At 61.0% G+C, this 24,342-nt stretch carries 23 protein-coding genes; 18 read left to right on the top strand and 5 right to left on the bottom strand.

What is annotated here, in order from left to right:
* Positions 1 to 5: 5 nt before the first annotated feature.
* Positions 6 to 1,463: a tetratricopeptide repeat protein gene (locus VH599_01235; GenBank protein HEY7346911.1), complete on the bottom strand. Its 1,458-nt coding sequence runs from the start codon at positions 1,461 to 1,463 to the stop codon at positions 6 to 8.
* Between the two features lie 387 nt (positions 1,464 to 1,850).
* Between VH599_01235 and VH599_01230 the strand changes: the two genes are divergently transcribed.
* From VH599_01230 to VH599_01210, 5 genes are read left to right on the top strand one after another with little or no spacing between them, the layout of a single operon-like run.
* Complete coding sequence (locus VH599_01230) at positions 1,851 to 2,282, top strand: GntR family transcriptional regulator (protein HEY7346910.1); 432 nt, start codon at positions 1,851 to 1,853, stop codon at positions 2,280 to 2,282.
* Complete coding sequence (locus VH599_01225; GenBank protein ID HEY7346909.1) at positions 2,270 to 3,268, top strand: ABC transporter ATP-binding protein; 999 nt, start codon at positions 2,270 to 2,272, stop codon at positions 3,266 to 3,268. Before VH599_01230 ends, VH599_01225 begins: the two co-directional genes overlap by 13 nt.
* Positions 3,258 to 4,013 carry an ABC transporter permease gene (locus tag VH599_01220; protein ID HEY7346908.1) on the top strand — a complete coding sequence of 252 codons (756 nt, stop codon included), beginning with the start codon at positions 3,258 to 3,260 and terminating at the stop codon, positions 4,011 to 4,013. Before VH599_01225 ends, VH599_01220 begins: the two co-directional genes overlap by 11 nt.
* A gap of 16 nt (positions 4,014 to 4,029) precedes the next feature.
* Positions 4,030 to 4,353, top strand: a complete 324-nt coding sequence (locus VH599_01215) for a heavy metal-binding domain-containing protein (protein ID HEY7346907.1) — start codon at positions 4,030 to 4,032, stop codon at positions 4,351 to 4,353.
* A gap of 6 nt (positions 4,354 to 4,359) precedes the next feature.
* Positions 4,360 to 4,662: a hypothetical protein gene (locus VH599_01210; protein HEY7346906.1), complete on the top strand. Its 303-nt coding sequence runs from the start codon at positions 4,360 to 4,362 to the stop codon at positions 4,660 to 4,662.
* On the opposite strand, the gene VH599_01205 is transcribed toward VH599_01210, so the two are convergent.
* Positions 4,657 to 7,197: a protein kinase gene (locus VH599_01205; GenBank protein ID HEY7346905.1), complete on the bottom strand. Its 2,541-nt coding sequence runs from the start codon at positions 7,195 to 7,197 to the stop codon at positions 4,657 to 4,659. The genes VH599_01210 and VH599_01205 overlap by 6 nt on opposite strands.
* Positions 7,198 to 7,685: 488 nt before the next feature.
* Here VH599_01205 and VH599_01200 point away from each other — a divergent pair, with 488 nt between their 5' ends.
* Together VH599_01200 and VH599_01195 are read left to right on the top strand one after the other, a co-directional pair.
* On the top strand, positions 7,686 to 8,717 hold the full coding sequence (locus VH599_01200; protein HEY7346904.1) for a site-specific DNA-methyltransferase: 1,032 nt from the start codon (positions 7,686 to 7,688) through the stop codon (positions 8,715 to 8,717).
* Positions 8,714 to 9,586, top strand: a complete 873-nt coding sequence (locus VH599_01195; GenBank protein ID HEY7346903.1) for a NotI family restriction endonuclease — start codon at positions 8,714 to 8,716, stop codon at positions 9,584 to 9,586. The genes VH599_01200 and VH599_01195 overlap by 4 nt, the downstream gene beginning before the upstream one ends.
* A gap of 57 nt (positions 9,587 to 9,643) precedes the next feature.
* On the opposite strand, the gene VH599_01190 is transcribed toward VH599_01195, so the two are convergent.
* Entirely contained in the window at positions 9,644 to 10,600 is a 957-nt protein-coding gene (locus VH599_01190) for a YafY family protein (protein ID HEY7346902.1), read from the bottom strand.
* Positions 10,601 to 10,961: 361 nt separating this feature from the next.
* On the opposite strand from VH599_01190, the gene VH599_01185 reads away from it, so the two are divergent.
* The 4 genes from VH599_01185 to VH599_01170 all read left to right on the top strand — a co-directional run bounded on the left by VH599_01185 (position 10,962) and on the right by VH599_01170 (position 14,014).
* Positions 10,962 to 11,636, top strand: a complete 675-nt coding sequence (locus VH599_01185; GenBank protein ID HEY7346901.1) for a dienelactone hydrolase family protein — start codon at positions 10,962 to 10,964, stop codon at positions 11,634 to 11,636.
* A 35-nt stretch (positions 11,637 to 11,671) separates the two neighbouring features.
* Positions 11,672 to 12,208: a cysteine hydrolase family protein gene (locus VH599_01180; GenBank protein HEY7346900.1), complete on the top strand. Its 537-nt coding sequence runs from the start codon at positions 11,672 to 11,674 to the stop codon at positions 12,206 to 12,208.
* A 164-nt stretch (positions 12,209 to 12,372) separates the two neighbouring features.
* Positions 12,373 to 12,870, top strand: coding sequence for a DinB family protein (locus VH599_01175; GenBank protein HEY7346899.1), 498 nt, complete (start codon positions 12,373 to 12,375; stop codon positions 12,868 to 12,870).
* A 16-nt stretch (positions 12,871 to 12,886) separates the two neighbouring features.
* The gene (locus tag VH599_01170; protein ID HEY7346898.1) at positions 12,887 to 14,014 is read left to right on the top strand and encodes a winged helix DNA-binding domain-containing protein; all 1,128 of its coding nucleotides are present in this window, start codon (positions 12,887 to 12,889) and stop codon (positions 14,012 to 14,014) included.
* Here VH599_01170 and VH599_01165 read toward each other — a convergent pair.
* Positions 14,008 to 14,577 (bottom strand): GNAT family protein, encoded by a 570-nt coding sequence (locus tag VH599_01165; protein ID HEY7346897.1) that lies wholly within the window; start codon positions 14,575 to 14,577, stop codon positions 14,008 to 14,010. The genes VH599_01170 and VH599_01165 overlap by 7 nt on opposite strands.
* Positions 14,578 to 14,603: 26 nt before the next feature.
* Entirely contained in the window at positions 14,604 to 15,692 is a 1,089-nt protein-coding gene (gene queA / locus VH599_01160) for a tRNA preQ1(34) S-adenosylmethionine ribosyltransferase-isomerase QueA (protein HEY7346896.1), read from the bottom strand.
* A gap of 255 nt (positions 15,693 to 15,947) precedes the next feature.
* Here queA and VH599_01155 point away from each other — a divergent pair, with 255 nt between their 5' ends.
* The 7 genes from VH599_01155 to VH599_01125 all read left to right on the top strand — a co-directional run bounded on the left by VH599_01155 (position 15,948) and on the right by VH599_01125 (position 24,276).
* Entirely contained in the window at positions 15,948 to 16,208 is a 261-nt protein-coding gene (locus VH599_01155; GenBank protein ID HEY7346895.1) for a hypothetical protein, read from the top strand.
* Positions 16,209 to 16,436: 228 nt separating this feature from the next.
* Positions 16,437 to 17,786 (top strand): class I SAM-dependent methyltransferase, encoded by a 1,350-nt coding sequence (locus VH599_01150; protein HEY7346894.1) that lies wholly within the window; start codon positions 16,437 to 16,439, stop codon positions 17,784 to 17,786.
* Between the two features lie 368 nt (positions 17,787 to 18,154).
* A complete protein-coding gene (locus VH599_01145; GenBank protein ID HEY7346893.1) occupies positions 18,155 to 19,729 on the top strand; it encodes a protein kinase in 1,575 nt (524 codons plus the stop codon).
* 54 nt (positions 19,730 to 19,783) lie between these two features.
* Positions 19,784 to 20,989, top strand: a complete 1,206-nt coding sequence (recF, locus tag VH599_01140) for a DNA replication and repair protein RecF (protein ID HEY7346892.1) — start codon at positions 19,784 to 19,786, stop codon at positions 20,987 to 20,989.
* 482 nt (positions 20,990 to 21,471) lie between these two features.
* On the top strand, positions 21,472 to 21,942 hold the full coding sequence (locus VH599_01135; GenBank protein HEY7346891.1) for a GNAT family N-acetyltransferase: 471 nt from the start codon (positions 21,472 to 21,474) through the stop codon (positions 21,940 to 21,942).
* A gap of 169 nt (positions 21,943 to 22,111) precedes the next feature.
* Positions 22,112 to 22,693, top strand: a complete 582-nt coding sequence (locus tag VH599_01130; GenBank protein HEY7346890.1) for a sigma-70 family RNA polymerase sigma factor — start codon at positions 22,112 to 22,114, stop codon at positions 22,691 to 22,693.
* A complete protein-coding gene (locus VH599_01125) occupies positions 22,690 to 24,276 on the top strand; it encodes a PQQ-binding-like beta-propeller repeat protein (protein ID HEY7346889.1) in 1,587 nt (528 codons plus the stop codon). The genes VH599_01130 and VH599_01125 overlap by 4 nt, the downstream gene beginning before the upstream one ends.
* The last annotated feature ends 66 nt before the right edge of the window (positions 24,277 to 24,342 follow it).

The following is a 24,342-nucleotide window of genomic DNA, read 5'->3' as shown; positions in this document are numbered from 1 at the left end:
GCGCGCTAGAGGTCTTGCGCTTTGCGCGTGGTGGCGGCTCTGGCTAGACGCATGTGATCGTAGGCTTCCTGGAAGCGACCCCGGTCTGCCAGGAACTTGCCATATTTTTCGTGTGCGCGGCCAATCAGGTCTTTATCCGCCGTCTGCTCGAAGATGGAGATGGCGCTGCTCAATTCGCGCTCAGAAGCCTCGTAGTCTTCTCTGGCCTCGTGAGCAATCGCCAGCGTCAGGTGAAGCTGGCCCTCGGTGCGCTGATCCTTGCTCTCTTTCACGACTTCCAGACCCTCGCGGGCCATCTCGATGGCTTTGTTGTGGTCGCCTCTGGCAATGTGCATGGAAGCGAAGTTGCCCAAGGCGATCCCACGAGTGGAGGCATCGCCAGTGCGCTGGGCCGCGCCCAGGCTTTGGCGAAGGTTGGCTTCGGCTTCGTCGAACTGTCCCAGGTTGACCAGGACTTGCCCAAAGAGGGAGCGTAGCTGCGCGGCCAGGCGCATATTCTCTTGCAGCTCGAAGGCGACCAGCGCCTTCTGTAAGTTGGTTCTGGCGCGGGCGAGGTCGCCGCTGTCTTTGTAGGCCAGCCCCAGCCCCCAATAGATCGGCCCTTCGGAAGCGAGGCTTTCGGCGTCATTTGCCTGTTTGCTGGCTTGTTCGTAGAAGCCGATGGCTTCGCTGTAGCGGTTGAGCAGCAGATAATCGTGGCCCAGGGCCATGTACATGCGCAGCTTGAGTTCGGGGTCGGTGACGACGCCTTCGCTGATGGCGACGAGGCCGCGTCGGTGATATTCGAGCGCCATCTCTGGCTGGCCCAGTTCATAATAGGCTGAGCCGAGGAAGCAGCGGAGCCGTTCGGCCATTTCCGCTAGCTGGCCTTTTTGTGAGAGGGGCGCCTGCATACGCAGGTTCTCGGCGAGGTTGAGGCCCTTCTCTAGATGGGCGATGGCGTCATGATGGGCTTGTTTGAGCATCCAGGCCCACCCGGACAGAAAGTACCATTTGGGTCGCTGCGAGACGCTGAGTTCATCCAGCGTCTCGGTGGCGCCGAGCCGTTCCAGGGCGGCATCTGGATTGCGCTGCCGGATGAAGCCCTCCGCTTCGCTGAGCAGCAGGCTCATAGTTTCTTCGCGTACCATGCGCTCGCGTTCGGGGGTGGAGCGCAGCGAGGCGGTGCTTTCGGCCAGCGCGCTCAAATCAGCTTCGCTTTCACCCAGGAAATAGGACATGGGCAGCCCAAGCCGCTCCGCCAGTACACCCAACGCCTGGACCGATGGGGTCATTTTCCCGCGTTCAACGGCTGAGATGTAGCTCTTCGAGTAGGTATCGCCCGCGAGCTGCTGCTGTGTTTTGTTGGCGGCAATGCGGGCCGAGCGCACGCGCTCAGCAATGGTCATGGTGTCGCTGTGCCCACCATCAGGCATGTTTGCCACGTCTTCTGGTGGGGTGTGGTCAGACGGTTGATTGTTCATAGTTTTCCTAGCGCCCTTCCTCGCCTGGTGTCCTTGAATCGGGGCTTCTCCTTTCCTTTGTCAAGGGGAAATCTATTGGTTTTTTTAGAGCATGAGCGAGGGTATCTCCTTGCACATGCTACAAGGTTTACTTACCGTCACAGACCGCCTGTAGAATGTACAATCACAAGAAGATTAAAGAGATTGTACATCCAGGCTTCAAGAGTTGTCAAGTAGATAGAGCAGAAAAATGTTATAAACCTATCATAACTTAACCCCGACTCCTATAACTCGTTCTATAGAACAAAAGTCTACCATCAACTATGGCTTCGCCCCGCTTGATCTCTTGACAGTCACGGTGTTTTAATGTATCATAATTATGCAACACTGAGACAAAGGAGGAATGGGATGCCGAAATGGCTCGATGTCAATCCACGCAGCGGTGTGCCTCTCTATGTGCAACTGATCGAACAAATTAAGCACGCATTGGAGATTGGCGCGTTGCAGGCAGGCGAGCAGTTGCCCACCGTGCGCCAACTGGCTAGCGAGCTAACGATTGCCCCTAATACCATTATGAAAGCTTATGAGGAATTAGCGAGGCTCGGATTGATCGAGAGCAGAGCGGGAGTAGGAACTATCGTGGCGACGAATATGGATGCCACGCTGCGCCAGCAGCAGCGGGATGCTTTTTTCGGTCGCTTGCAGGCGCTGGTGCGCGATGCCGCTCATCTGGAGATTGATGAGGGGCAGTTGCGCGCTGCGTTCGAGCAGGCGCTGCGCCGATACTATCAGGAGGAGCAGCAGGACGCGGAAGGAGCGATGGAACGATGGCAACGCTAGGCCAGGGCAACATTGAAAGGAGTGTGGAACTCTTGGATAGCAACAGCAGGGGGGTGTCGGCTGATCAGGAGTCGGCAGCCGCGATTGAGATCACCGATCTGGTGGTCAGATATGGGACACATCGCGCGGTGGATGGCCTGACGATGCGCGTGCCGGTTGGGTCGATCTTTGGTTTTCTAGGGCCAAACGGGGCGGGCAAGACGACGACCATCAAGGCGCTGCTGGGGCTGCGTCGGCTCGATGGGGGCAGCGCGCGTGTGCTGGGCTATGACGCTGCCAGCCAGAGCCTGGAGATACGGGCGCGCGTGGGGTATGTTTCAGAGGTGAACAGCCTTTATGAATACCTGACCATTCCGCAAATCTGCGCGTTCTGTCGCTCGGTCAGCCGTGAGTGGGACCAGGGGGTGGTTGATCGCTACATTCGTGTCTTTGGGCTGCCTGCGCAGGCGAAGGTGGGGCGATTGTCCAGGGGGATGAAGTCGCAGCTTGCGCTTTCGCTGGCGCTGGGGAGCAGCCCGGACCTGCTGATTCTGGACGAGCCGACGGCTGGACTGGACCCGATTGCGCGCCACGAGTTCTTGAACAAGCTGGTGGCCGAGATTGCCGCCGAGGGCAAGACGGTGTTCTTTTCGTCGCATATTCTTTCAGAGGTGGAGGCGGTGGCCGATTGGGTCGGTATTATCCGGGCAGGGAAGCTGGTGGTCTGTGACGAGCTTGACCATCTGAAGCAGACCCAGAAGGTGTTGAAGCTGACGTATGCGGAACTGCCGCCCCCGTCGGAGCTTGAGGCGCTGCGCGGCCTGCCGACGATTATGAGTCTGGCGCAGGAGGGGCGCAGCGTGCGGCTGCTGACACAGGGCGATGTGGAGGCGCTGGCGCAGACGATTCAGGAGCGGCCCTCCGCGCCGCGCGATGTGGATATAGTTGATCTGAACCTGGAAGACCTGTTTCTGGAGTATATGAAGGAGGGCACTGATGGCCGTTAAAGAACTGATCGAGGCGCGCTGGAAGGCGATCATTGGCATGGTGGCCTGTGTTATCTTTGCGGCGGGGCTGGCCGGGACGTATGATCTGATTAAGCAGTTGTTGACGAACAGCGCGGCTCTTCAGCAGATACCGCAGGCGCTCCAGGGACAGATTCAGCAGCTTCTGGGAGCCTATAATGAGTATGTCTGGGGGCAGTGGTACGCAAAAAACGGCTCGCAGGCGCTGGCCGTTCTGGCTGCGGTGTTGGGCTGTGGGTTAATCGGCGCTGAGGTCAACAAGGGGACGATTTTCTTTCTGTTGAGTAAGCCGGTGGGCCGTGTGCGCGTGCTGCTCGTGAAATATGCGGTCAGCGCCGCACTGCTGCTGGCGATGATTGTTGCGAGCAGCGCGGCGCTGCTGATAACGGCGGCCATCGTGGGGCATCCCCAGCCTGTGGGGGGCGCGGCTATCTCCAGCTTGCTGCTCTGGCTGGGTACGCTCTTTGTGCTGGGTCTGGCGCTGCTCTTTTCGGTCGTGTACAAAGACATTCTGCGTCCGCTGCTCTTTGCGCTGATTATCACTATCGTGACATCCATTCCTGGCTTATTTCCAGGGTGGAGCGATTGGAGCCTGACGGGCTACTGGTCCAGTCAGACGGCCTATCTGGGCCAGGAGTTTCCGATCAAGGGGCTGATCATCTGCCTGGTGGCGGCGGCGCTGCCGGTGATCGCGGCGATTCCGCTGTTCCGCAAACAGGCGTATTAAGAGAAGGGGGCTTTGTATGCTGGTCGTAACGACTGAGGCGATTGCGCACTATCGCATTGTGGAAACCAAGGGAGAGGTCTTTGGGCTGGTCGTTCGCAGCCGGGGCCTGGGCGGCAATATTATGGCGGGTTTGCGCTCTCTGGCGGGGGGCGAGATTAAGGAGTATACGTCGCTGCTGGAGGAGGCGCGACGTCACGCAATTGATCGGATGGTGCAGAACGCTACCGCGATGGGCGCGAATGCCATCGTTCGCATGCAGTTCGATTCGTCGGAGATTGGCAGCACGATGAGCGAAATTGTGGCCTATGGTACGGCTGTGGTTGTGCAGCCAGAAGGGTAGGGACTTATGCTGCGACGTTTGCTTATCGCTTTTGGGTTGCTCGATCTGGTGGTGGCCGGTCTGCTCCTTTTTGTCGCGCAGGCGCCTGTCGTTGTGGTGATCTATCTGGCCGCGAGCGGGGCGGTGATCGCTGGCGCGATCCTCTTCGAGCGGCGGGGATACCGGCCTGGGGTGAATCGGGCGCAGGGGAAGTGGCAGCCCACTGGCGAACGCTTTGTTGACCCGACCACTGGCAAGCTCATGGAGGTGCGCTATAACCCGGAGTCGGGCGAGCGGGACTATGTCGAGTTGGAGCGTCCGGGGTCATGATTGACGCTGCCAGACCATGACGGTGTTATCGCTGGAGGCCGAAGCGAGCATGGTGTTATCGGGCGACCAGGCGACAGAAGTAATCATTTCGCTGTGGCCGGTGAGGGTGTTGAGCGGCGGGCCAGCCTGGTGGGCATCCCAGATGAGTACGGTATGGTCGGCTGAGCCAGCCGCCAGCAGCGCGCCATCCTGTGACCAACTCACGGAGGTCACTACGTCTTTGGGGCCACTGAGCGTGAAAGCCGGTGGGAAACTGGTGTCCACGTTCCAGACGGTGACAACCTGATCGCGCGAGGCGCTGGCGATCTGCTTGCTGTCGGGCGACCAGGAGACGCCGCGCACAAAGCCGGTATTGCTATTGAGCGAGTGCAGCGCCGCGCCACCCTGGCGCCAGTCCCAGATTTTGGTGGTTCCGTCGTTGGAGGCGCTGGCGACCAGTTCGCCATCGGGCGACCAGGCGACATCGTAGACGGCATCGCTGTGGCCGGTCAATATCTGTTTGGGTTGGCCGCCGTGTTGAGCGTCCCAGATGCGCACAGTCTGGTCGGCAGAGGCCGATGCAAGCATGCTGCGATCAGGAGACCAGGCGACAGCATAGACGGTATCGGTATGGCCGAGTAGGGTGAGTTCTGGCGAGCCGCCTTGCAGCGCGTCCCAGATGAGAATGGTTTTATCGGCGGAGGCTGAGGCGAGGTTGATGCCGTTGTTTGACCAGGCCACGCCCTGCACAAAGTCGGTGTGGCCCCGCAGTGTCATGGTGGAAGCGCCGGTGCGTGTATCCCAGATTTTTATCAGTTTGCTATTGCCGCCGCCTGCCAGCAGGCGTGAGTTTGGCGACCAGGCGACACACTGTACCGGCAGCGAGTCGCCGTTGAGCGTGAACAGGGCGGTATAGGGCGAACGCGCGCGATTGAGAAGGAAAGCTGCCCCGCCAAAACCTACAACGGCGACGCCGACGACGCCAAAGCCAACGAGCAGCCGACGGCGAGAGAGCAGCGGGCCACGCTGGACGGGCGCGCGGGGCAACGGTTCGCGGCCAGGGGGAGCGGGGACCAGCGCGCGGCTGCTGTGATCAAGAGGGAGGTCGGGCAGGATATGGCCGGGGGCTTGCAAGCCCTGTGAGCCGGTTGGCCTGCGTGTGCCAATACTGCCCGGTCCACTGGCCCTGCCGGGGTATGCCTGGTGGCTTGAGGTGGGATGTTCTGGCAGCGGGCCGCTCCCTGCGGGCCGCGTCCCTTGCGGGAACAGGGTTCCCGCACTCTCGCCTGCGCTGCGCGGGCCGCTGGGCGCTGGTGTGGGCGCCGAGCCTGCTGGTCCGGTTGCCATTCGGCGCAGGGGCGCTGGCCCCAGGTTGCCGCTGATGGCTGGGGGCAGACCTCTGTTGATATTTGGCCCGCTGGTTGGGCCGCGCAGAGGGGGTTGATTTGGCGGCGCGGGCTGTTCCGGCGGCCAGGGTCTGGCCGAGGGTGGGTGTGGTGGAAGCGAGGGTGGCGTCGCGGTTGGCGCGCTGGTCCCGCCCCAGAAACTGGCTGGATCAACTGGCCTGGTTCGGATGCGCTGCTGGCTTCTTTCAGAGGGCAGGGGAAGCGGCGTCTGACGCCCGGAGAGATCGCAGGCTTGCAGGGCGCGCTCCAGTTCTTCGGCGGTCTGGAAGCGGCGGGCTGGCTCCAGTTCCATCGCGCGCACGATGCAATTTTCTATGGCGAGGGTAAGATGATGATTGAGGCTGCGGGGCGGAGTGAGCGCGCGGCCTCCCTGGAGTCCGGCGCGCTGCTTGAGGCGATCTACGACGGGGATGGGTTCCTGGCCGGTGAGCAGATGATAGAGCAAGGCTCCGACTGTGTAGATGTCTGAGCGCACGTCGGTCTGCGCTTTGCCGCCCTCCAGATGTTCGGGGCTGGCGTAGCCGACCTTGCCGAGTGAAGAGGTGTTTTGGGCCTGACCAGGTTTGTAGGTGCGGGCGATGCCAAAGTCAATGAGGTGCAGTTGGCCTGAGCGGTCCAGGATCACGTTGTCGGGCGAGAGGTCGCGGTAAATGATGGGCGGTGTCCAGTTATGCAGATAGGTCAGCACCTCGCAGATTTGCCTGCCAAGGTTGATGGCTTCGGGCATGGTGACACGGCCCCGGCGCGCCAGCAGTTCGATGAGGGTTTCGCCTTCGACCAGATCGAGGACAATAAAGAGTTGGTCAGGCTCTTCCCAGAAGTCGGAGATTTTGGGGATGGCCGGGTGCCCCGGATGGCTGAGGGCGGCCAGAATATCGCGCTCGCGCTCGAAGAGGGAGCGGCGCTCGGCCCGCTCGCGCAGGTCGGCTCCGGCCAGGGGGCATTCTTTGATGGCAAACCGGCGCGGCAGGCGCAGGTGGCGCGCCTGCCAGACGCGCGCCTGGCCGCCCATACCGAGCGGATGCTCAACCTGATAGGTTCCGTTGAGAATATCGCCAATCTGCATATGCGCCACCTTCTGGTTCGACCTGCTCACCACCCTGGTTCCCTGCTCCAGCAGGAGTGCGCCGCACATATCGTTCGCTTCCACGCTACCCGCTTATTTTATAGCGCGGTGTCAAGATGTGGCCGAAAAAACTGGCTGCCATAGGCCAAAAGTACGGACCACTTGCGCGATGCCCAATTGGCAAAGCGGGATTTTAAGATCGCCTTCATTTGACGAGGTTCCACCAATGATCGGGGGTTGCCGCTGGTAGCGCCGCCGTCTCGGCGGCCAACGGTGGCCTGCTGGCGCCGTGGCCTGGAGGCGAACGCTCGCCCTGGCGCAGCGTTGGCCGCCTGGAAGGCGGCGCTACAGGTGGCCCCCGCTTTTTGGTAGAACCATTTGACGAGCAATCCTTGACAGAGAGAGGGCTTGCAGATACACTGCAAGGAGCAAGTATACATGGGACGTTTAGCCTCGATGTGGGGCAGGAGTAGGAGGCTTTCACAATGGCTCTCCCTGCGCGACAAGATGATGCAAGCCGGGAATTGGCGGTTGCGCAATTTCTGAGTAATTTGCAAGATAGATACTACCTTGTGCAAGGAGATGCAGAAGAAGCGCTCAAACTCTTTCCCTCTCATGCGATTGACACCTGCATTACCAGCCCTCCCTACTGGGCAAAGCGAGAGTACGATAGTACAAGTGGACTGGGTGCAGAAGCGCATTGGGGAGACTACGTTGCGCGGCTGGTGCGCATCTTACATGCGGTGCGCCGCGTGCTACGCCCTGAAGGTTCGCTGTGGCTTAATATCGGGGACACCTATCTCAATAAGAATCTCTGTGGCATTCCCTGGCGTGTTGCTTTTGCGCTTCAGGAGGATGGGTGGATTCTGCGCAATTCGGTGGTTTGGGACAAGGTGAAAGGCAACCCCTGTAATGCAAAGGACAAGCTACGGAACGTTTATGAGCATGTGTTTCACTTTGTTCAGCAAGACAAATATTTCTACGATGTTGATGCTATCCGCAACCCTCCAGGAAAACCCTCTTACCGTGATGGAAAGATTGTGACGCCGACTGGGGTGAGTGGGGCCAAATATGAGCAACAGATACGTGGCAGCAAAGACTTGACGCCAGAAGAAAAGGAAGCTGCTTTGGCGGCGCTTGCCGAGACGCTGCGCAAGGTAGAGGATGGCGCTATTTCTGATTTTCGGATGATTATTCGAGGCGCCCAACGATCTACGCACTCTGACTCAAAAGAGTTCAGTGGCCGCGCGAATGAGCTCCAATCACGCGGCTTTTGCATTCTTCCTTATCATAAGAACGGGAGCAAGCCTGGGGATGTCTGGCATATTATCCCCGAAGATGAATGGCGCAAAGATGCGCACTATGCCGTGTTCCCACAAGAGCTTTGTGAGCTACCTATCAAGGCAACCTGTCCACAGGGTGGTGTGCTGCTCGACCCCTTTGCTGGGACGGGTACGGCCCTTGTCACGGCGGTCATGATGGGGAGAAGGGGTATAGGCATAGATACAAGCGCTCGCTATCTCTTAGAGGCGCGGAGGCGTCTCCAGCAGGCTACCATCGAAAAGCCTACAAAGCCAGAGCAAAGGAGCTTATTTGACGCATGAGCGGCTTCGGTAATCATCCTCTAGAGTTTTATGGAAAACGAGTCGCTCAGGAAACAATAGGAGACTTTGCTTCAGTGATGGCGATGCAGCAATGCCCTTTTCTTGGCAGGCGTTGTGTGAAGCAGCGCAAAAGCGACTCTAACCAGACCATTGGAGCATGCGCCGTTGGATTTCAGGGTAATCCTCTCATCATTTGCCCCCATCGTTTCATTGCCCGCAATCAGATCTTTCTGGATTGCTTTTATCTGCTTACACAGACAGAGCCGGGCCTGGAATATTTTGCTGTTCCAGAGATTTCAATGCCTGGTGGCAATATTGATTATTTTCTTGTAGCTACCAATGGCTTCTTTACATTAGATTATGTCGGTATAGAAATACAATCACTTGATACCACTGGCTCTGGCGGCATTTGGACAGCACGAGAGGATGTGCGTCAGGGATTGCTCGCGCCAGCTTATCCTTATGGGATTAACTGGCGCATGTCGGCCAAGACGATTCTTATGCAGATGCTCCATAAGGCCGATTCATTTCAAGGACTTGGTAAAAAGCTTGTTTTGGTAGTGCAAACCCCCTTCTTCAACTATCTTGCACGCGAGTTTAGAACAGATCATCTGCGTCCAGCAAACAGTGAGGATACAGTCCATTTCCACATTTATGACAGCGTATTGCTGAACTCAGAACTGCATCTCGCCCTGAAACAGCGAAAAAGCACAAGCGCTGAAGGCATTGCAAAAATACTTGTTTTAGGGCGTGAGTCAGAAATAGCGCCTCAAGAGATCCTTGATCGTATCAAGGCAAAGATGGTGGGCGCCCGGCAGATTCAGCCTCCTCCACCTATTGCACATGGTGGTGAGGAAAGTATAGAGTAGTTCTCCTGCTTGTGCCGAATATATTACATTGCTGCTCGATTCGCCAGGCTGGCGAGTTCATGCGCCCGCCTCGGCCCATTGGGCGAGGTGTCTGGCATGCTCGGCCAGCGCCAGGCGCAGTTCGTCCGGCTGCTGGATGACCAGCGGGCAGCCCAATCCGGCCAGCACATGGGCGATCCATTCAAGCTGGTTTACGTAGCAGCGCATGATGACGCCGTTCTCGGTCTCTTCCAGTGTGGCAAGCGCGGGTGGTATCTGACCACGCGCCTCTGCCAGCGTCGTCTTGAGCAGCACGACGACGTGCCATATGCCCGGTGTTCTGGCGATGGCGCGCTCCACGTGTCCCAGCGCGTCGAACGCTGCCGGGCTGGTAAAGGTCTCGTCGCGCAGGCTGGCTTCGATGACGCGATCCAGGCGAAAGACCCGGATGTCTTCGCGCAGTTGGCAATAGCCGACGGTGTACCAGCGCCCTTCTCGATAGACCAGGCTGTACGGGTTGAAGGTACGCTCGGTTTCCTCACCGGCCCACGAGCGATAGCGCAGCCAGACCTGACGCTTCTGGCGCACTGCTACGCCCAACGTGACGACCAGTTCGCTGTTGGGCATGGGGGCAGGCGCGCTCAGCGCCAGCACCAGGCTTTCCTGCACCGCCTGCACGCGCTCGCGCAGCGCGACGGGCAAGACGCGCTCGATCTTCGCCAGCGCGCCCTCTGCGGCCAGGGCGGGTTCCGCCAGGCCCAGCCGTCGCGCGGTGGCGAGGCCCAGCACGAGCGCCAGCGCCTCTTCTTCGCTGAACATCAGCGGCGGCAGCTTAAAGCCGGGTCGCAGCCGGTACGCGCCATAGCGCCCGCGCTCTCCCTCTACCGGGATGCCCAGGTCTTGCAACATGGTAATATAGCGGCGCACGCTGCGCACGTTCACTTCCAGCCGATCTGCCAGTTCTGGCCCGCTGAGCTGCCGCCGCGATTGCAAGAGTTCCAGCGCCGTCAGCAGGCGCGTCGTCGGATGATACACGGCCAGTTCCCCTTTCTCGAAAAATCGTTCTAATCAGGACGGATTATCTCCTGTTTTGATGCGAAAATCAAGAAGGAATACCAAAATGGTTCTCCCAAATCTGAGGTGTTGGCAAGCGAGGCGTGTTACTGGGAGCGCCGCCTCCCTTCGGGAAGGGCCGCTGCTGTTGCCCCGTCCTCTCGCTCCCGGTGGTCGCTCGCGCGTCCCTTCTTGGCGGCCAGCGGTGGCCTGCTGGTCCGCTGGCCTGGAGGGCGCACGCTTGCCAGGGCGCAGCGGTGGCCGCCTGGAAGGCGGCGCTACAAGTGACCCCCGATAATTGGTGGAACCTAGCAAAATGGAGTTGAACACAAAAGGAGGGAATATGATTGCATTTCCAGTAGGCGAAGGCGCTGCGCCCGGCTATCTCGCGCTGCCCAGGCGCGGCGAAGGTCCAGGCATCCTGGTGCTGCACGCGTGGTGGGGCTTGAACGACTTCTTTAAGGCGGTCTGCGAGCGGCTGGCCCAGGAGGGTTTTGTGGTTCTGGCTTCTGACCTGTATCATGGGGAGGTCGCCACGACTATTGAGGAGGCTGAGCGCCTCAGCGGATCGCTGTTCAGCGGCACACAAGCGGAAGCTGACATCGCCGGGGCAGTGGCGTATCTGCGCCAGCACCCTGCGGTGAAGGGCCAGGGGATCGGCTGCGTGGGCTTTTCGCTGGGGGCGATGTATGCCTTCTCGACATCCTGCGCCCGGCCCGCCGATGTTGCGGCGGTTGTGGCTTTCTACGGCGCCGGACCCGAAGCGGATTATTCCGCCGCCAGGGCCGCGTTTCTTGGACACTACGCTGAGCAGGACGAGTGGGAGCCGGACGAATTTGTCACTAAAACGGAGACGACGCTGCGCGCGGCAGGGAAGGATGTGACATTCTATCGTTACCCAGGAACCCGGCACTGGTTCTTTGAGGAGGATCGCCCCGACGCCTACAACGCCGAGGCTGCCGCGCTGGCGTGGCAGCGCACGGTTGATTTTTTGCGCCTTCATCTTGTCCAGGCATAGCCGGACCTATCTGCCATATCGAGGAGGAAAATCTGATGAACAACAAGACGGCGCTGGTGATTATTGATGTGCAGATGGGCCTCTTTGATGAAGCCTATGAAGAGGACCGCGAGGTATTGGAACACATCACGGAGCTCATCGCTCGCGCCCACGCGGCGGGCAGCCCGGTGGTCTATGTGCAGCATAACGGCTGGTCCGGGCATCCGCTGGAGCCGGGCGCGCCGGGCTTTCCGATTCATCCGGCGATTGCGCCTGCGGAGGGTGATCTGATCGTACAGAAGCGCGCGTCGGATTCGTTCCACGATACGACGCTTCAGCGCGAACTGGAGGCGCGCGGCGTCAGCCATCTGGTGATTGTGGGCGCGCAGACCGAGTTTTGCGTGGATACGACCTGCCGTCGCGCCGCCAGCCTGGGCTATGCTGTGACGCTGGCTGCGGATGGGCATCTGACTGGCGACAGAGCGCCCTTTACGTGGGACCAGATCGTCGCCTATCACAATACGATCCTGCCCCAGTTGGTGACGCCTGGCAAGCCGATCAAAGTGCAGCCAGCGGCGGAAATCGCCTTTTAGAATGCCTCACACAACCGACGGTTGGTCCCACCCCTGCCGCCTGGAAGGACGGCGCTACAACCCCGCCCCTGCTCGTGCGGAGGGTGTGTGAGGCGCTCTTAGCCGGTGAGGCCAGCCTTGCCAGCGATGTAGCGCAAGGTGTTTTAGCGGATCAGGAGGATTTTATGACAGATGATGCAACGAGAACCCTGGCGGCTTTCTACCAGGGATGGGAGAACTATCAGGAACTGCTCATCAAAGCTATCGCCCCCTTAACGTCGGAGCAACTGGCGCTGAGGGCTGCGCCACATCTGCGCAGCATTGAGATGAATTGTCGGCATATGATCGGCGCCCGTGGCCGCTGGTGTCATCTGGCGTTGGGGCTTGGTGACGAGGCGTTCGCTGCTCTTGGGCGCTGGGACCGCCGCGACGCGCCCGAACGGAGCGCCGCCGAACTGGTCAACGGCCTGCGCCAGTCTTGGGAGGTGCTGCGCGCTGCCCTGGCAAGCTGGTCTCCCGCAGACCTGGCCTATACCATTCCAAACACGGACCGTGAGCCGGGCGAGCCGGAGGTGTTCACGCGCCAGTGGGTGATCTGGCATCTGATCGAACACGATCTGCATCACGGCGGCGAGATTTCGCTGACACTGGGGATGCACGACCTGACCGCGCCCGATCTTTAGGAGCAGATGGCGGCAGATGAAGATGGCTTTATCCGACGATCAGGCGCGTTTCCTGCGCCTGCGCGCGCAGCGGCTCGCTGCGCAGCAGCCGGGTACGGTTGTCGGTGTCGTGCAGGCGCTCTGTGGCTTCCAGGCGCAGGATGCGCCCGCCGCGAGCCTTGGGGTGCGCGTGCGCAGCGCCGGGCTGGCGCCCGCCGATGTCGAGCGGGCGCGGGTTGAGGATCGCTCGGTGGTGCGCACCTGGGGGATGCGCGGGACGCTGCACCTGCTGGCAACCGAAGACCTGAGCTGGCTGCTGGCGCTGCTGGGTCCGGTATGTATTGCCGCCAGCCGGCGGCGATCAGTCGCGCTCGGACTGGACGAAGATACCTACGCGAGAGGCGTGCGCGCGATCCGCGATGCGCTTGCCAGCCGGGGGCCGCTGACGCGCCCTGAACTTGTGGAGTATCTGGATAGTCGCGGCATCCGCACTGAGGGCCAGGCGAAAGCGTATCTGGTCTATCGCGCCGCGCTCGAAGGCGTCCTCTGCCTGGGGCCAGATCGCGGCGCAAAGCCAACCTATGTGCTGCTGGACGATTGGATACCGCGCGGGCGCGCTGTGTCGCTGTCGCGGGAGGAAGCGGGCGCGGAACTGGCGCGCCGCTATCTCGCGGCGTATGGTCCGGCGGGGCCGGAAGATATGGCGGCCTGGTCGGGCCTTTCGATCAGCGAGATACGGGCTGCCTGGCGTGTTATAGCCGATGATCTGCTTGAGGCGCCGCTTGCCGGGCGTCCGGCCTGGATGCTCAAGACACGCGCCGCCTGGCTGGATGAGCTTGCAGCCTCTTCGCGGGTGGTACGCTTGCTGCCAGCCTTTGACACGTATCTCCTGGGCTACCGAAGCCGAGACCTGGCGGCGCCGCCCCAGTATGCAAAGCGCATTAACGCTGGGGGCGGGATGATCCAGCCGACGCTGCTGGTTGATGGCCGCGTGGTGGGGACGTGGAGGAGCAAGCGCCAGAGAAACGGTCTGGAGGTCGTCATCGAGCCGTTTCACCCGCTTGCGCCAGAGGTGATGCCAGGGCTGGAGGCGGAGATCAGCGATCTCGCGCGCTTTCTGGGGACGGTGGCTGCACTGCGGGCGCTGCCTCCCCTCGCTCAGTGACTATGCTGGGCTTCAGTGGGCACGCCGCGCCATTCATCGGCCAGCATGGCATAGACGACCAGATCAACGAAGTGGTCATAGAGCCATTCGGCCTGGCGGAAGATGCCTTCCTGAGTGAAGCCCAGGCGTTCGGGGATGGCGCGGCTGCGGGTGTTCTCTGCCGCGCAGAGAATCTCGATGCGGTTCAGGCGCAGGTCATCATAGGTATAATCAATGAGCGCCTGGCAGGCGCGGGTGATGAGACCATGCCCTTGAAAGGGCGCGCCCAGCCAGTAGCCAAACTCTGTTCTGCTGTTCTGCCAGTCAATGTAGTTGTAGCCGATGACTCCGGCCAGCGCGCCCCCGAACCAGACGCCTGCCTGGAAGCCATTATTATTGGCGAACTGCTGCAACGCGCCGCGTATGAAGCTGCGGCTGTCGAGGATGGATTGGTTGCTGTCCACCCAGCCGAGCCACTGGCGCAGATAGAAACGGTTCTGATCGACCAGGGTAAACAGTTCCTCCGCGTGGCGCATCTCCAGCAGGCGCAGTTCGGCATCGTTCCCCAGCGGCAGAACAAACATCGTTCCCTTAAACCTCCATCGTGTGACTAGAGAATCAGCATGGCGTCACCAAAGCTAAAGAAGCGATAGCGCCGGGCGATGGCTTCGGCGTAAGCGCGGCGCGTAAGATCAGCGCCTGCGGCAACGGAGGCGGGCGCGCCCACGAAGGCGCTGACCAGCATCAGCAGGCTGGAGCGCGGCAGATGAAAATTGGTGATGAGGGCGTCCACCAGGCGAAATTGATAGCCCGGCGTGATGAAGAGCGCGGTGCGCCCCTGGCATGGCGCGACGGTGGGCGCATCGGGCAGGCTTTCCAGGACGCGCACGCTGGTGGTGCCTACCGCGATGACGCGCCCACCGCGCGCGCGGGCGGCGTTGATCTGCGCGGCAGCCTGTTCGTCCAGGGCGAAGGCTTCACTATGCATCTTATGGTCGCTGGGGTTTTCCTCTTCGACGGGGCGGAAGGTATCCAGGCCGACGTGCAGCAGCACGAAGGCGGTTTCCACGCCCTGCTCCCCAAGCTGCGCCAGCAGTTCGGGCGTGAAGTGCAGCCCGGCGGTTGGCGCGGCGGCTGAGCCTGGCTCGCGCGAGTAGACGGTCTGGTAGCGTTCGGGATTTTCCAGCGGCGCGCGGATGTAAGGCGGCAGGGGCATGGACCCAAGCCGGGCCAGTACAGCCTCTAGCGGCTCGCCAGAAGCTGGCGGCGTAAAGCGCAGGATGCGCCCCCCGGCTTCGGTGCGCGAGACCACGATGGCGGCAAGGATGGGCTGGCCGTTCGTGCCCGCGCCAGGCCGCGAGAAGAGCAGTTCCTGGCCTTCGCGGATGCGCCGACCAGGGCGCACCAGCGTTTCCCAGTATTCCGGGCCGAGGTCGGGACGGCGCGCCAGCAGCAGCGTCTCAATTGCGCCGCCGCTGTCGGCTTTGTGCCCGGCCAGGCGCGCCGGAATGACCCGGCTGCGGTTGGCAACCAGCAGGTCGCCGGGGCGCAGGTAATCGCCGATGTCGCGGAAGTGGCGATGCGCCAGTTCGCCGCTGGCACGATTGACCACCAGCAGCCGCGAAGCGTCGCGCGGCTCGATGGGCGTCTGGGCGATCAGTTCGGGTGGCAGATCGTAATCAAAGTCACTCGTTCGCATGGCACTTTATTGTATCACCTGCTCAAGCGTCTGGCTGCGATGCCACCAGCCAGGAAACCTGCGCAGTATTACCCATGTTGGTGCAACCGGTTGGCTTGCTCCCTGTCTCTTTTGCTCGCTCTCCGCGATCAGCGGAAATACAGCATCCTGCGCATGTGTTTTTACCCCTTCTTGGGTAATCTATGTATGAGATATGCATAATAGCCAGGCATCATTGAGGTTGCCCGGTTCGGCTCTTACTAGAAAGAGATTGGAATGACTCTGCAAAACAAAGAGTGGAATGAAAACCAGGAAATGAATACTAACAGCATCTATGTACCTGAAGAAAACACTGCTGAGTCTTTGGTTATTCAGCCCGCCGAAGGGGAGCGCATGAGCCTCTCACTGCTGCGTCGGCGCGTTCGGGCGGGCTGGTATGAGGATGATGTGCGCTCCAAGGAAGTGAACCGTCTGCTCTTCCTGCGCTGGCTTGTGCGCGAGGGGCTGCTGAGCGAGTGGAACGAGGGAGAAGCGTGAGTGGCGCGCCCCAGCCCCAGGCTGGGGGAAATGAGCAACTCAGGTGATTGTGTTTTGCCTGGTTTTGCGCTATGCTAATTTCAATATCCTCAAAGCGGATCGTCATCAAACGCATAGCTTGTCACGCCACCCTTGGGGTATTCTATCGGAGCATGCCGAAAGGGTCAAGTGATTTTGCACTAAGGGCGATCTCCAGCAGAGCTGCTAGCCCCATGACCTGGAACCTGTATGCCAGCGGAGCGAGAACTCTTTATAGATATTGATCGTGAGCCGGAGAACGGACATCCCCGGCTGTCTGGCATGCCCGCCGCCCAACAGGGCAGCGCCAGCCATCTCTGGCCGCCTCCAGCAGCCAGCCCCGCCAGCCAGGACCGGCGTGATGTGCGCGCCGCGCCGTCAATCTCGCGGCGCATCGGTGATCTGGCGGCGCTGCCCACGATGCCGCTGGACCTCGATCTGGTAGAAAGCCTGGCGGCCCTGGCCCCCAAATCTACGGCGACGCGCCCTCTTTCCCTGGCGGAAGCTCTGGCCGCGATGCAGACGCCCGCGCCGCCGATCACGTCCGAGCCGAATACGCCGCCGCCCGCTGCGGAGCCGCTGCCAGGGCCACCTGAGCCGCCCGCTGGCCGAGCGAACTTCGATCAGATCTATCGCGTTCGTGTCTCTGCTGCGGGGCCGCTGGCGCTGCCAGAGGAGCTATCCCCCCAGGAACCGCCCGACGATACGTATCTGGCACGGTCCTATGATCTGACTCGCCTGGCGACAGCAGAACTGTATGAGCGAGCCATTGTGCCGCTCTGGTCGGCTCCTTTTGGGCGTATGCTGCTGAGCGCCTTTCAGGGGTGTCCGCGCCAGCCTGGCTGGCAGGTGGTGGATGTTGGCTGTGGGACGGGCTACCCGACGCTGGAGGTGGCGAAGCTGCTGGAGCCGGACGGCGATGTGGCCGGGGTGGATGTGTGGGGCGCGGGCATTGAACACGCCCAGGCCAGAGCCAGAGAACTGCGCCTCAACAATGTCGCCTTTCTGGTAGCCGATGTGGCCTCCTGTGACCTGCCGGAATGCTCCTTCGATACCGCGATCTGCAATCTGGGCCTGACCAGCTTTGCCCAGCCCGATGCTGCCCTGAAGGGGATTGCGCGGCTTCTTCAGCCGAATGGCACGCTGATCCTGACGACGAGCCTGCGAGGGACGATGCAAGAGTTTTTCGAGACATATCGCGCGGTCTTGAACGATCTGGGCTTGCTCGACCTCGGTTGGGATGTCGAGCGGCTGATATACCTGCAACCAACGCTGGAACGAGTGGAGGCGCTGCTGGATATGGCGGGCTTCACTGTCGATCAAACGCTGAGCGATCATTTCGCGCTGGAGTTTCCCGATGGCGGCGCTTTCCTGCGCTCGCCCCTGGTGGGCATGCGTTTCTTGCACAGATGGCGGAACGTGATCGGCGATCTGTCGCTGCGTCGGGTGGTTTTCAATGAGGTCGAACGCCGCCTGAACGCGCGCGCCGCTGCCTGGGGGCGTCTGGACTTGATCGTGCCTATGCTCTGTGTCACGGCGCGCCGCCGGGCGCAGGGATAGCAGCTGGTTGATATAATTTATCGTGTGGTCATAAAGCGGGCCATGAACCATCTCAGATTCTGTGAACGTTGACCAGCCGATTTGCTAGCCTCCACAGCGAGCGTTGCTTGCGTAGCGTCGCCATCCCGGCGGCCAACTGAACGCATAAGGGAATGTTTGCCCTGTGGTGCAACGTCCGTCCTGGCCCAGCGTTGAGCCGCCGAGACGGCGGCGGTACGTTGGCAGACGCTGCGCCACTTGCCCGCGTCCGGGCTTGTCCAACGACCATATCATTAGGGATGGTTCATGTCAGCCCGCTACCTGGAACCTCTACCCCGGAAAGAACAGATACAAGGGCATTTTGGCTTGAGGAGGTAATCAAGGAAGAGATGAGTACTTCTTTGGTGTACTGTGCTACCTGTGGGGCCGCCAATCCGCCGGAAGCGGAAGCGTGTTTTGCCTGTGGAAATCCGCCGTTGCGGGCTGCCCCGCCAGCGTCGTCTGGCAGTAGTTCTTTTACCGGCCTGCTTGCCCCGCAATCGCTGCTCAGGCGGCGCTATCGCCTGCTGGCTCAGATTGGCAAGGGCGGCTTTGGCGCGGTCTATCAGGCGGAGGATACGGAACTGGGCGCCCGCAAGGTGGCGGTCAAGGAGATGAGCCAGCGCGGGCTGACGCCGGAAGAGTTGCAAGAAGCCACGCAGGCGTTTCGCAACGAGGCGCTGCTGCTGGCCGGGCTGACGCATCCGAATCTGCCGCGCATCTACGAGCAGTTCAGCGAGGACGGGCGCTGGTATCTGGTGATGGACTTTATCGAGGGCGAAACGCTGGAGGCGCGCTTGAGCCGCATGCCTGGGGGACGTTTGCTGGTGCAGGAGACGCTGAAGATCGGCCTGCAACTCTGTACGGTGCTGGGCTATCTGCACACGCGCCAGCCGCCGATCATCTTCCGTGACCTCAAGCCCGCCAACATCATGATTACGCCCGGCGGAGACATTGCTCTCATTGACTTTGGCATCGCGCGCCACTTCAAGCCCGGCCAGACGAGAGATACCGTCGCGTTTGGCTCGGCAGGCTTTGCCGCGCCGGAGCAGTATGGCAAGGCGCAGACGACCACACAATCCGACATCTACAGCCTGGGCGCGACGCTGCATCAGTTGCTCAGCGGCAGTGACCCGTCAAATAGCCCGTTTCTCTTTGCGCCGCTGCATCTGGCCGAACCGGAGGGGCTGGAGGCGCTGATTATGCGGATGCTGGAGGCAGACCAGGCAAAGCGGCCTCGTGATGTCCATACCATAGGCCAAGAGCTTCAACGCATCAGTGATACTCTTGTTATCAGGCAGGAGTACCCACGCGCTTCAACTGGTTCATCCTTGCCCCAAATGGCGAACGCTCCTGGAACCTCAATGATGCCATCGAAGGGAGCAGCAGCCCACTCATGGACATCATCGCCAAGTAGGAGGACAGTTGTAGATCCTTTATTCGAACGGGGCTTATCAGTAAAACAGAAGATTGGGCTGGCAAGCGTAGGAGGAGTTATCGTATTGAGCGTGGTGGCAGCAGTGATCGCCTGGTCACTTACTTTTCACCAGGCTGTTGTGACCAGCCAGGAAGTTCCATATATTCAGGTAGATACCAGCCCCGACTTTTCCCCAGACAGTCCAGAGAGGGATACGTTCCATGTTGGCGATACGGTCTATGTGACGTTCGTTCTCAGTAATACCAGCCTGTCTAGCGTCCCCGTAAAGCTTTTCTTTGGGGCCACGCTCAAACAGGCTGATACAGTACCAACTGGAGAAAGCTTAGACCATTTTTCTATCGGGATTTTTAACACACCGAAGGGACCAGTATCAGGTGTCCAGGTGACAGACACCGCAACAGTCACTCAGACTGGCATCTACAAATGGGAGGTGGATGATGATCAGGGGAATGCTGAGGCCAGCATTACTTTCCAGGTTGTTTCGTAGACTTCTCCTGGCTACGTTGGACATCGGGCATAAAAAGGCATCAAATAGGGTGGCATGTATCTGCAACGCTTGCGTTTAACCAACTTTCGCAATTATGAAACACTGGACCTGACGCTGCGTCCTGGCCTGTCGATCTTCCAGGGGCGCAACGCGCAGGGCAAGTCGAATCTGCTGGAAAGCATCGCGCTGCTCGCCACCAGCCGCTCGTTTCGGGCGGGCGGCGAGCGCGAGACGGTGCGCTGGGGCGCGCCGGGGCATTTTGCGCGGGTGGATGCCCGGCTTGCCCGCCGCGCCGGGCCGCTGAGTGTGGAGATTGTGATCGCCGATCCGAAGCCGCCCGCTCAGGGCGAAACGCGGCGACCAGAAGGTGTTGGGGCGTTTCAAGCGCCGCCCGCGCTGCGCAAGCGCATCAAGATCAATGGGTCGCCGCGCCGGGCGATGGACCTGCTGGGCCAGGTGAACGTTGTGCTGTTCGCGCCGCCCGATCTTGATCTGGTGATCGGCACGCCGCAGTATCGGCGGCATTATCTGGATGTGACGCTCTGCCAGGTGAGCCATCGCTATTGCCACGCGCTCAGCCAGTTCCAGAAGGTGCAGGCGCAGCGGGCCGCGCTCTTGCGACGCATCCGCGAGAACCAGGAAGACCCGCGCTCGCTCGCCTTCTGGGACGAGCAGTTTGTCACGCTGGGCGGCACGCTGATGCTGGAGCGCGCCCGGTTGATCGAGCGGGTGAATACCGGGGCGCGCGGCTTCTATGAGCAACTGAGCGGCGGCGCAGAAGAGATACAGGTGATCTATCGCCCATCTTTTGCAGGCGCGGGCGCGCCGACGGACAGGACGGTTGAGAGCCTGACCAGCGCCTTTCGCGCCGAACTGTCCACGCTGCGCCGACGCGAGATTCACGCGGGTGTCAATCTGCTGGGGCCGCATCGAGACGATGTGGCTTTTCTGAGCCAGCAGATGGACCTGGCGGTCTACGGCTCGCGGGGCCAGCAGCGCAGCGCCGCTCTGGCAACCAAGCTGGCCGAACTGCATTTCCTGCAAGAAGAGACGGGCGAGCAGCCTATCCTCTTGCTGGATGATGTCCTCAGCGAACTGGATGAGGAGCGCCGCAGCTATCTGCTGGGCATGGTGCGCGGTCTGGAGCAAGTGCTGCTCACGACCACCGAGCGCGCCGCGCTCCCCGCCGACCTGCTCTCGGATGCGGCGTGCTATACGGTGGTCGCTGGCGCGATACAGGAGATGAGCGCGGGCGGATAAGCCCTGGCAAGCAGAGCGATGGCTGCCTGCGTAGCGCCGCCGTCTCGGCGGCCCACCGATGGCTTGCCGAGGCGGTGCGCTCGGAGGAGCAGCAGCCCGCGCTGGTGCAGCGTTTGGCCGCCGAGACGGCGGCGCTACGGATTGAGCGCGCTTGACAAAGCCAGCCTGCGCGCGCTATAGTCATTTCCATGAACAAGCACTCTTTGCTGCCCTCCTTCATATGGAAGGCGCTCCTTCTCACAAGCCTCCTGGCCGCATAAGCACCGGCGCGTTCGCTTATGCGGCAGAACGTGGCGCCAGACTTCCTGCCCCTGCTCGCGGCTTTGCCTGAGTGAGCAGGCGCTTCCTGCTGGGGTCGGTTAGCCGCTTTCTCCCTTCGCCTCAGTTGCTCTGCCCGCTGCGTCCTTCGCCGGGTTTCGCTCATCTGGCTTTATGTCGTCTTGTTCATAGTGGATCGAAAGAGTTGACGAAGGAGCAAAACATTGCATCCAAAGTATAGGCAACGCGGCCTGCAAGCTGTCGTGAAGACGCTTACGCTGCCGCCAGGCGTCACCATTCGCCGCTGGGAGGAAGCGGATTTTCCGACGGTGCAGCGCCTTTCGGCGGCGGAAGGCTGGCCCACCACGCTTGAGCGAGCCGCTGAGGCGCTTGACGCCTGGCGGCGGTCCTGGCCCGCGCTGGCAGCAGTGGCGAATGATGAGGTGATCGGGTTCTGTCGCGCTTTGAGCGATGGATCGATCACGACCTATATCGTGGACCTGCTGGTGGCCCCTGGCTGGCAGCGCCAGGGGATCGGCTCCGCGCTCCTGGAGGCGAGCCAACGGTTGTGTCCCGGCTCGCGGCTTGAACTGCTTGCGCTGGAGACAAGCCGATCCTTCTACGCGCGCGTCGGCTTTCGCTCATTTTATGGATTTCGCCTGAGCTGGCAGGAGCGAGAAGCGAAGCGTTCGTAGAGCAGCGGCCTTCGCGTGCTGTTGGTCAGGCGAAAAACTGGAAGTTCTGTGTCCCCTTGCAGGCGGCTCATGCGATAGCTCTATAGAGGGATACTGACTCATCGTATGACCTCACCTGGCGGGGAATGATGATTGGCCGTCTCTGGCGCGTGACGGAGAAGGAAAGAACGTGAATACGTCGCGTGCGCGCGTTCCGGTGGAAACGTCCACCTTCGCTGCTCTGGTGAACCAGACGCAGCGGGCGCTCTATGGCTATCTGCGTGGATTGATGGCCGATGAAGAGCAGGCGCGCGATCTGATGCAGGATGTCTTCTGCGATGCCTGGCGCGCGGCAAAGCAGGGCATCGCGCCCTTTGATCTGGAGAGCGACGAGCGAGGCAGACAACGCTGGCTCTTTCACGTGGCGCATCACAAGGCGGTTTCGGCGCTGAGGCATCGCAGCCTGATCCGCTGGGAGCCATTGGAGGAGCCGAAGGATGGGGAAGATCGCTTTCTTCAGGAATCAGCGCCATTTGAGGAGCAGATTGTGGAAGGGGCCGTGTTGCAAGCCGCGCTCGCCAGCCTGACGCTGGAAGAGGCATCATGTCTGCTCTTGAACGTTGTCCAGGGCTTTCCCTCGGCAGAGATTGCGCAGATTGTTCATATCAGCCCTGAAGCGTGTAAAAAGCGTCTCTCGCGCGCCAGGCAGCGGCTGCGGGCTGCCTATCTGGCGCGCGCTGCCGACGGGCTTGAGGAGGCGTCGTCCTCATGAAAACACCATCTCTGGGGCCGCTTGCCCCTGGACCGGATTGCAACCAGTTTGCCGATCTGCTGCCGCTGCTGAATACCGCTGAGCTTGCAGAGGCGCGCGGCGCCGAGGCGCGCGCGCATGTAGCTCTCTGTCGCTGGTGTCGGCAGCAGCTAAAGGAATATACCGCTCTGGAAGCGGCCTTGCGACGGCATATCGCTTCACTTTCGGCTGGGTTTCCCGCTGTCTCCCCGGAAGGAGTGATTGATAGCGTTGAACGGCAAGAGACGATGGCTGCCCCGCCAGCGCCGCGCGCCGAAGCTCCCCGGCGTCCGGCGCGCCGTTTTGTTAGCTGGATGGCTCCGTCGGCTGCTGTACTGGTCGTCATTCTCCTGACCGTCGCCATCTTCGTATCGCGTGGCTCACCCTCCAGCAGCGCGCCCCCCAACATTGTGTCTCCTGGCACGCCCAGCGCCCTTCCCAGCGGTATACCCTCTCCCAGCGGCACGCCCTCACCTGTCGGGCGCATACCCGGCGTTCTCTACGCGATTACCAATGAATCCGGCGATGTCTCAAGAGTTCTGGCGTTGCGCCGGGGCGATGGGAAGGTACTCTGGCGCTCCAAACAGAGTGGAGCGTTCTCCAATCTGGTGAGCGATCAGGGCCGAGTGTACGTTCTTCTGGGCGACAGTGAGAGCGTGTCTGTCCTGGCTCTGAGCGCCAGCGATGGCAGCGTCCTCTGGCAGTCGCAGCCGCAGAAGGTCGAGTTTGAGCCGACGCTCACCGCTGCGAATGGGGTGGTCTATTTTGAGAATAGCGTCTATCACAAGGGCGATCAGGGCGATCCGGTAATCACAGTTGCGCCAGCCATTACCGCGTTTCGTGGCAGCGATGGGCATACGCTCTGGCGCTATGCCGCCCCCGACCAGATGATGTCGCCGCCAGCCGTCTTCGGCAGCAGTATGTATGTCGGTGTAGGCGCGGGGGTGGTCGCCTTGCGCGTCAGCGATGGCACGCAACGCTGGCGCGCGCCGCTGGGCCTGGAGGGTTTGCCGTACCTGGAGGGGCTTGGCGTAGATGGCAGCGGCGTCTATGCCTTCGTGGATGAGCGGATACTGGCCCCTTCGAGGGATGACATTATTCCGCATCTCTTCGCGCTGCGGGCCAGCGATGGCGGGCCGCTCTGGCGGTTCGATCCGACGCAGGATGCGGTCTCAGCGCCAGTGGTTGCCGGTGGCGTGGTCTACTTGGGAACGGGCGGCTACTGCGACTCATCGGGATTAACCTGCATAGACGTTCTCTACGCGCTGCGCGCCAAAGATGGCAAGCAGCTCTGGCGCTACGAGACGCCCTCATTCACGCCCATTATTGCCCCCTGGTCCCTGGCCGGGCCGCTGCTTGCCAATGGCGTCCTCTATTTCGTCAGCGGCGATGGCCTCCTGAACGCCCTGCGCGCCAGCGATCAAAAGCTGCTCTGGCATCAGCGTCTCGACAACCCAGGGTTGACCCCGATCCTGGCGTTGACCGATCAGGCGATCTTTGTCCAGACCGACGCCAGTGTTCTGGCGCTGTGGACCAGCGACGGCAGCGTCATCTGGCAGCAATAGACACCCCCTTGAGAAAATTGCCGATAACCCTTTTCTCTGTTCCAAGACTGCGCTATACTGAGAGAC

The sequence above is a fragment of the Ktedonobacterales bacterium genome, from assembly GCA_036557285.1.
In the GTDB taxonomy this organism is placed as follows: Bacteria; Chloroflexota; Ktedonobacteria; order Ktedonobacterales; family DATBGS01; genus DATBHW01.
This window is presented reverse-complemented; position numbering and strand designations above follow the sequence as displayed.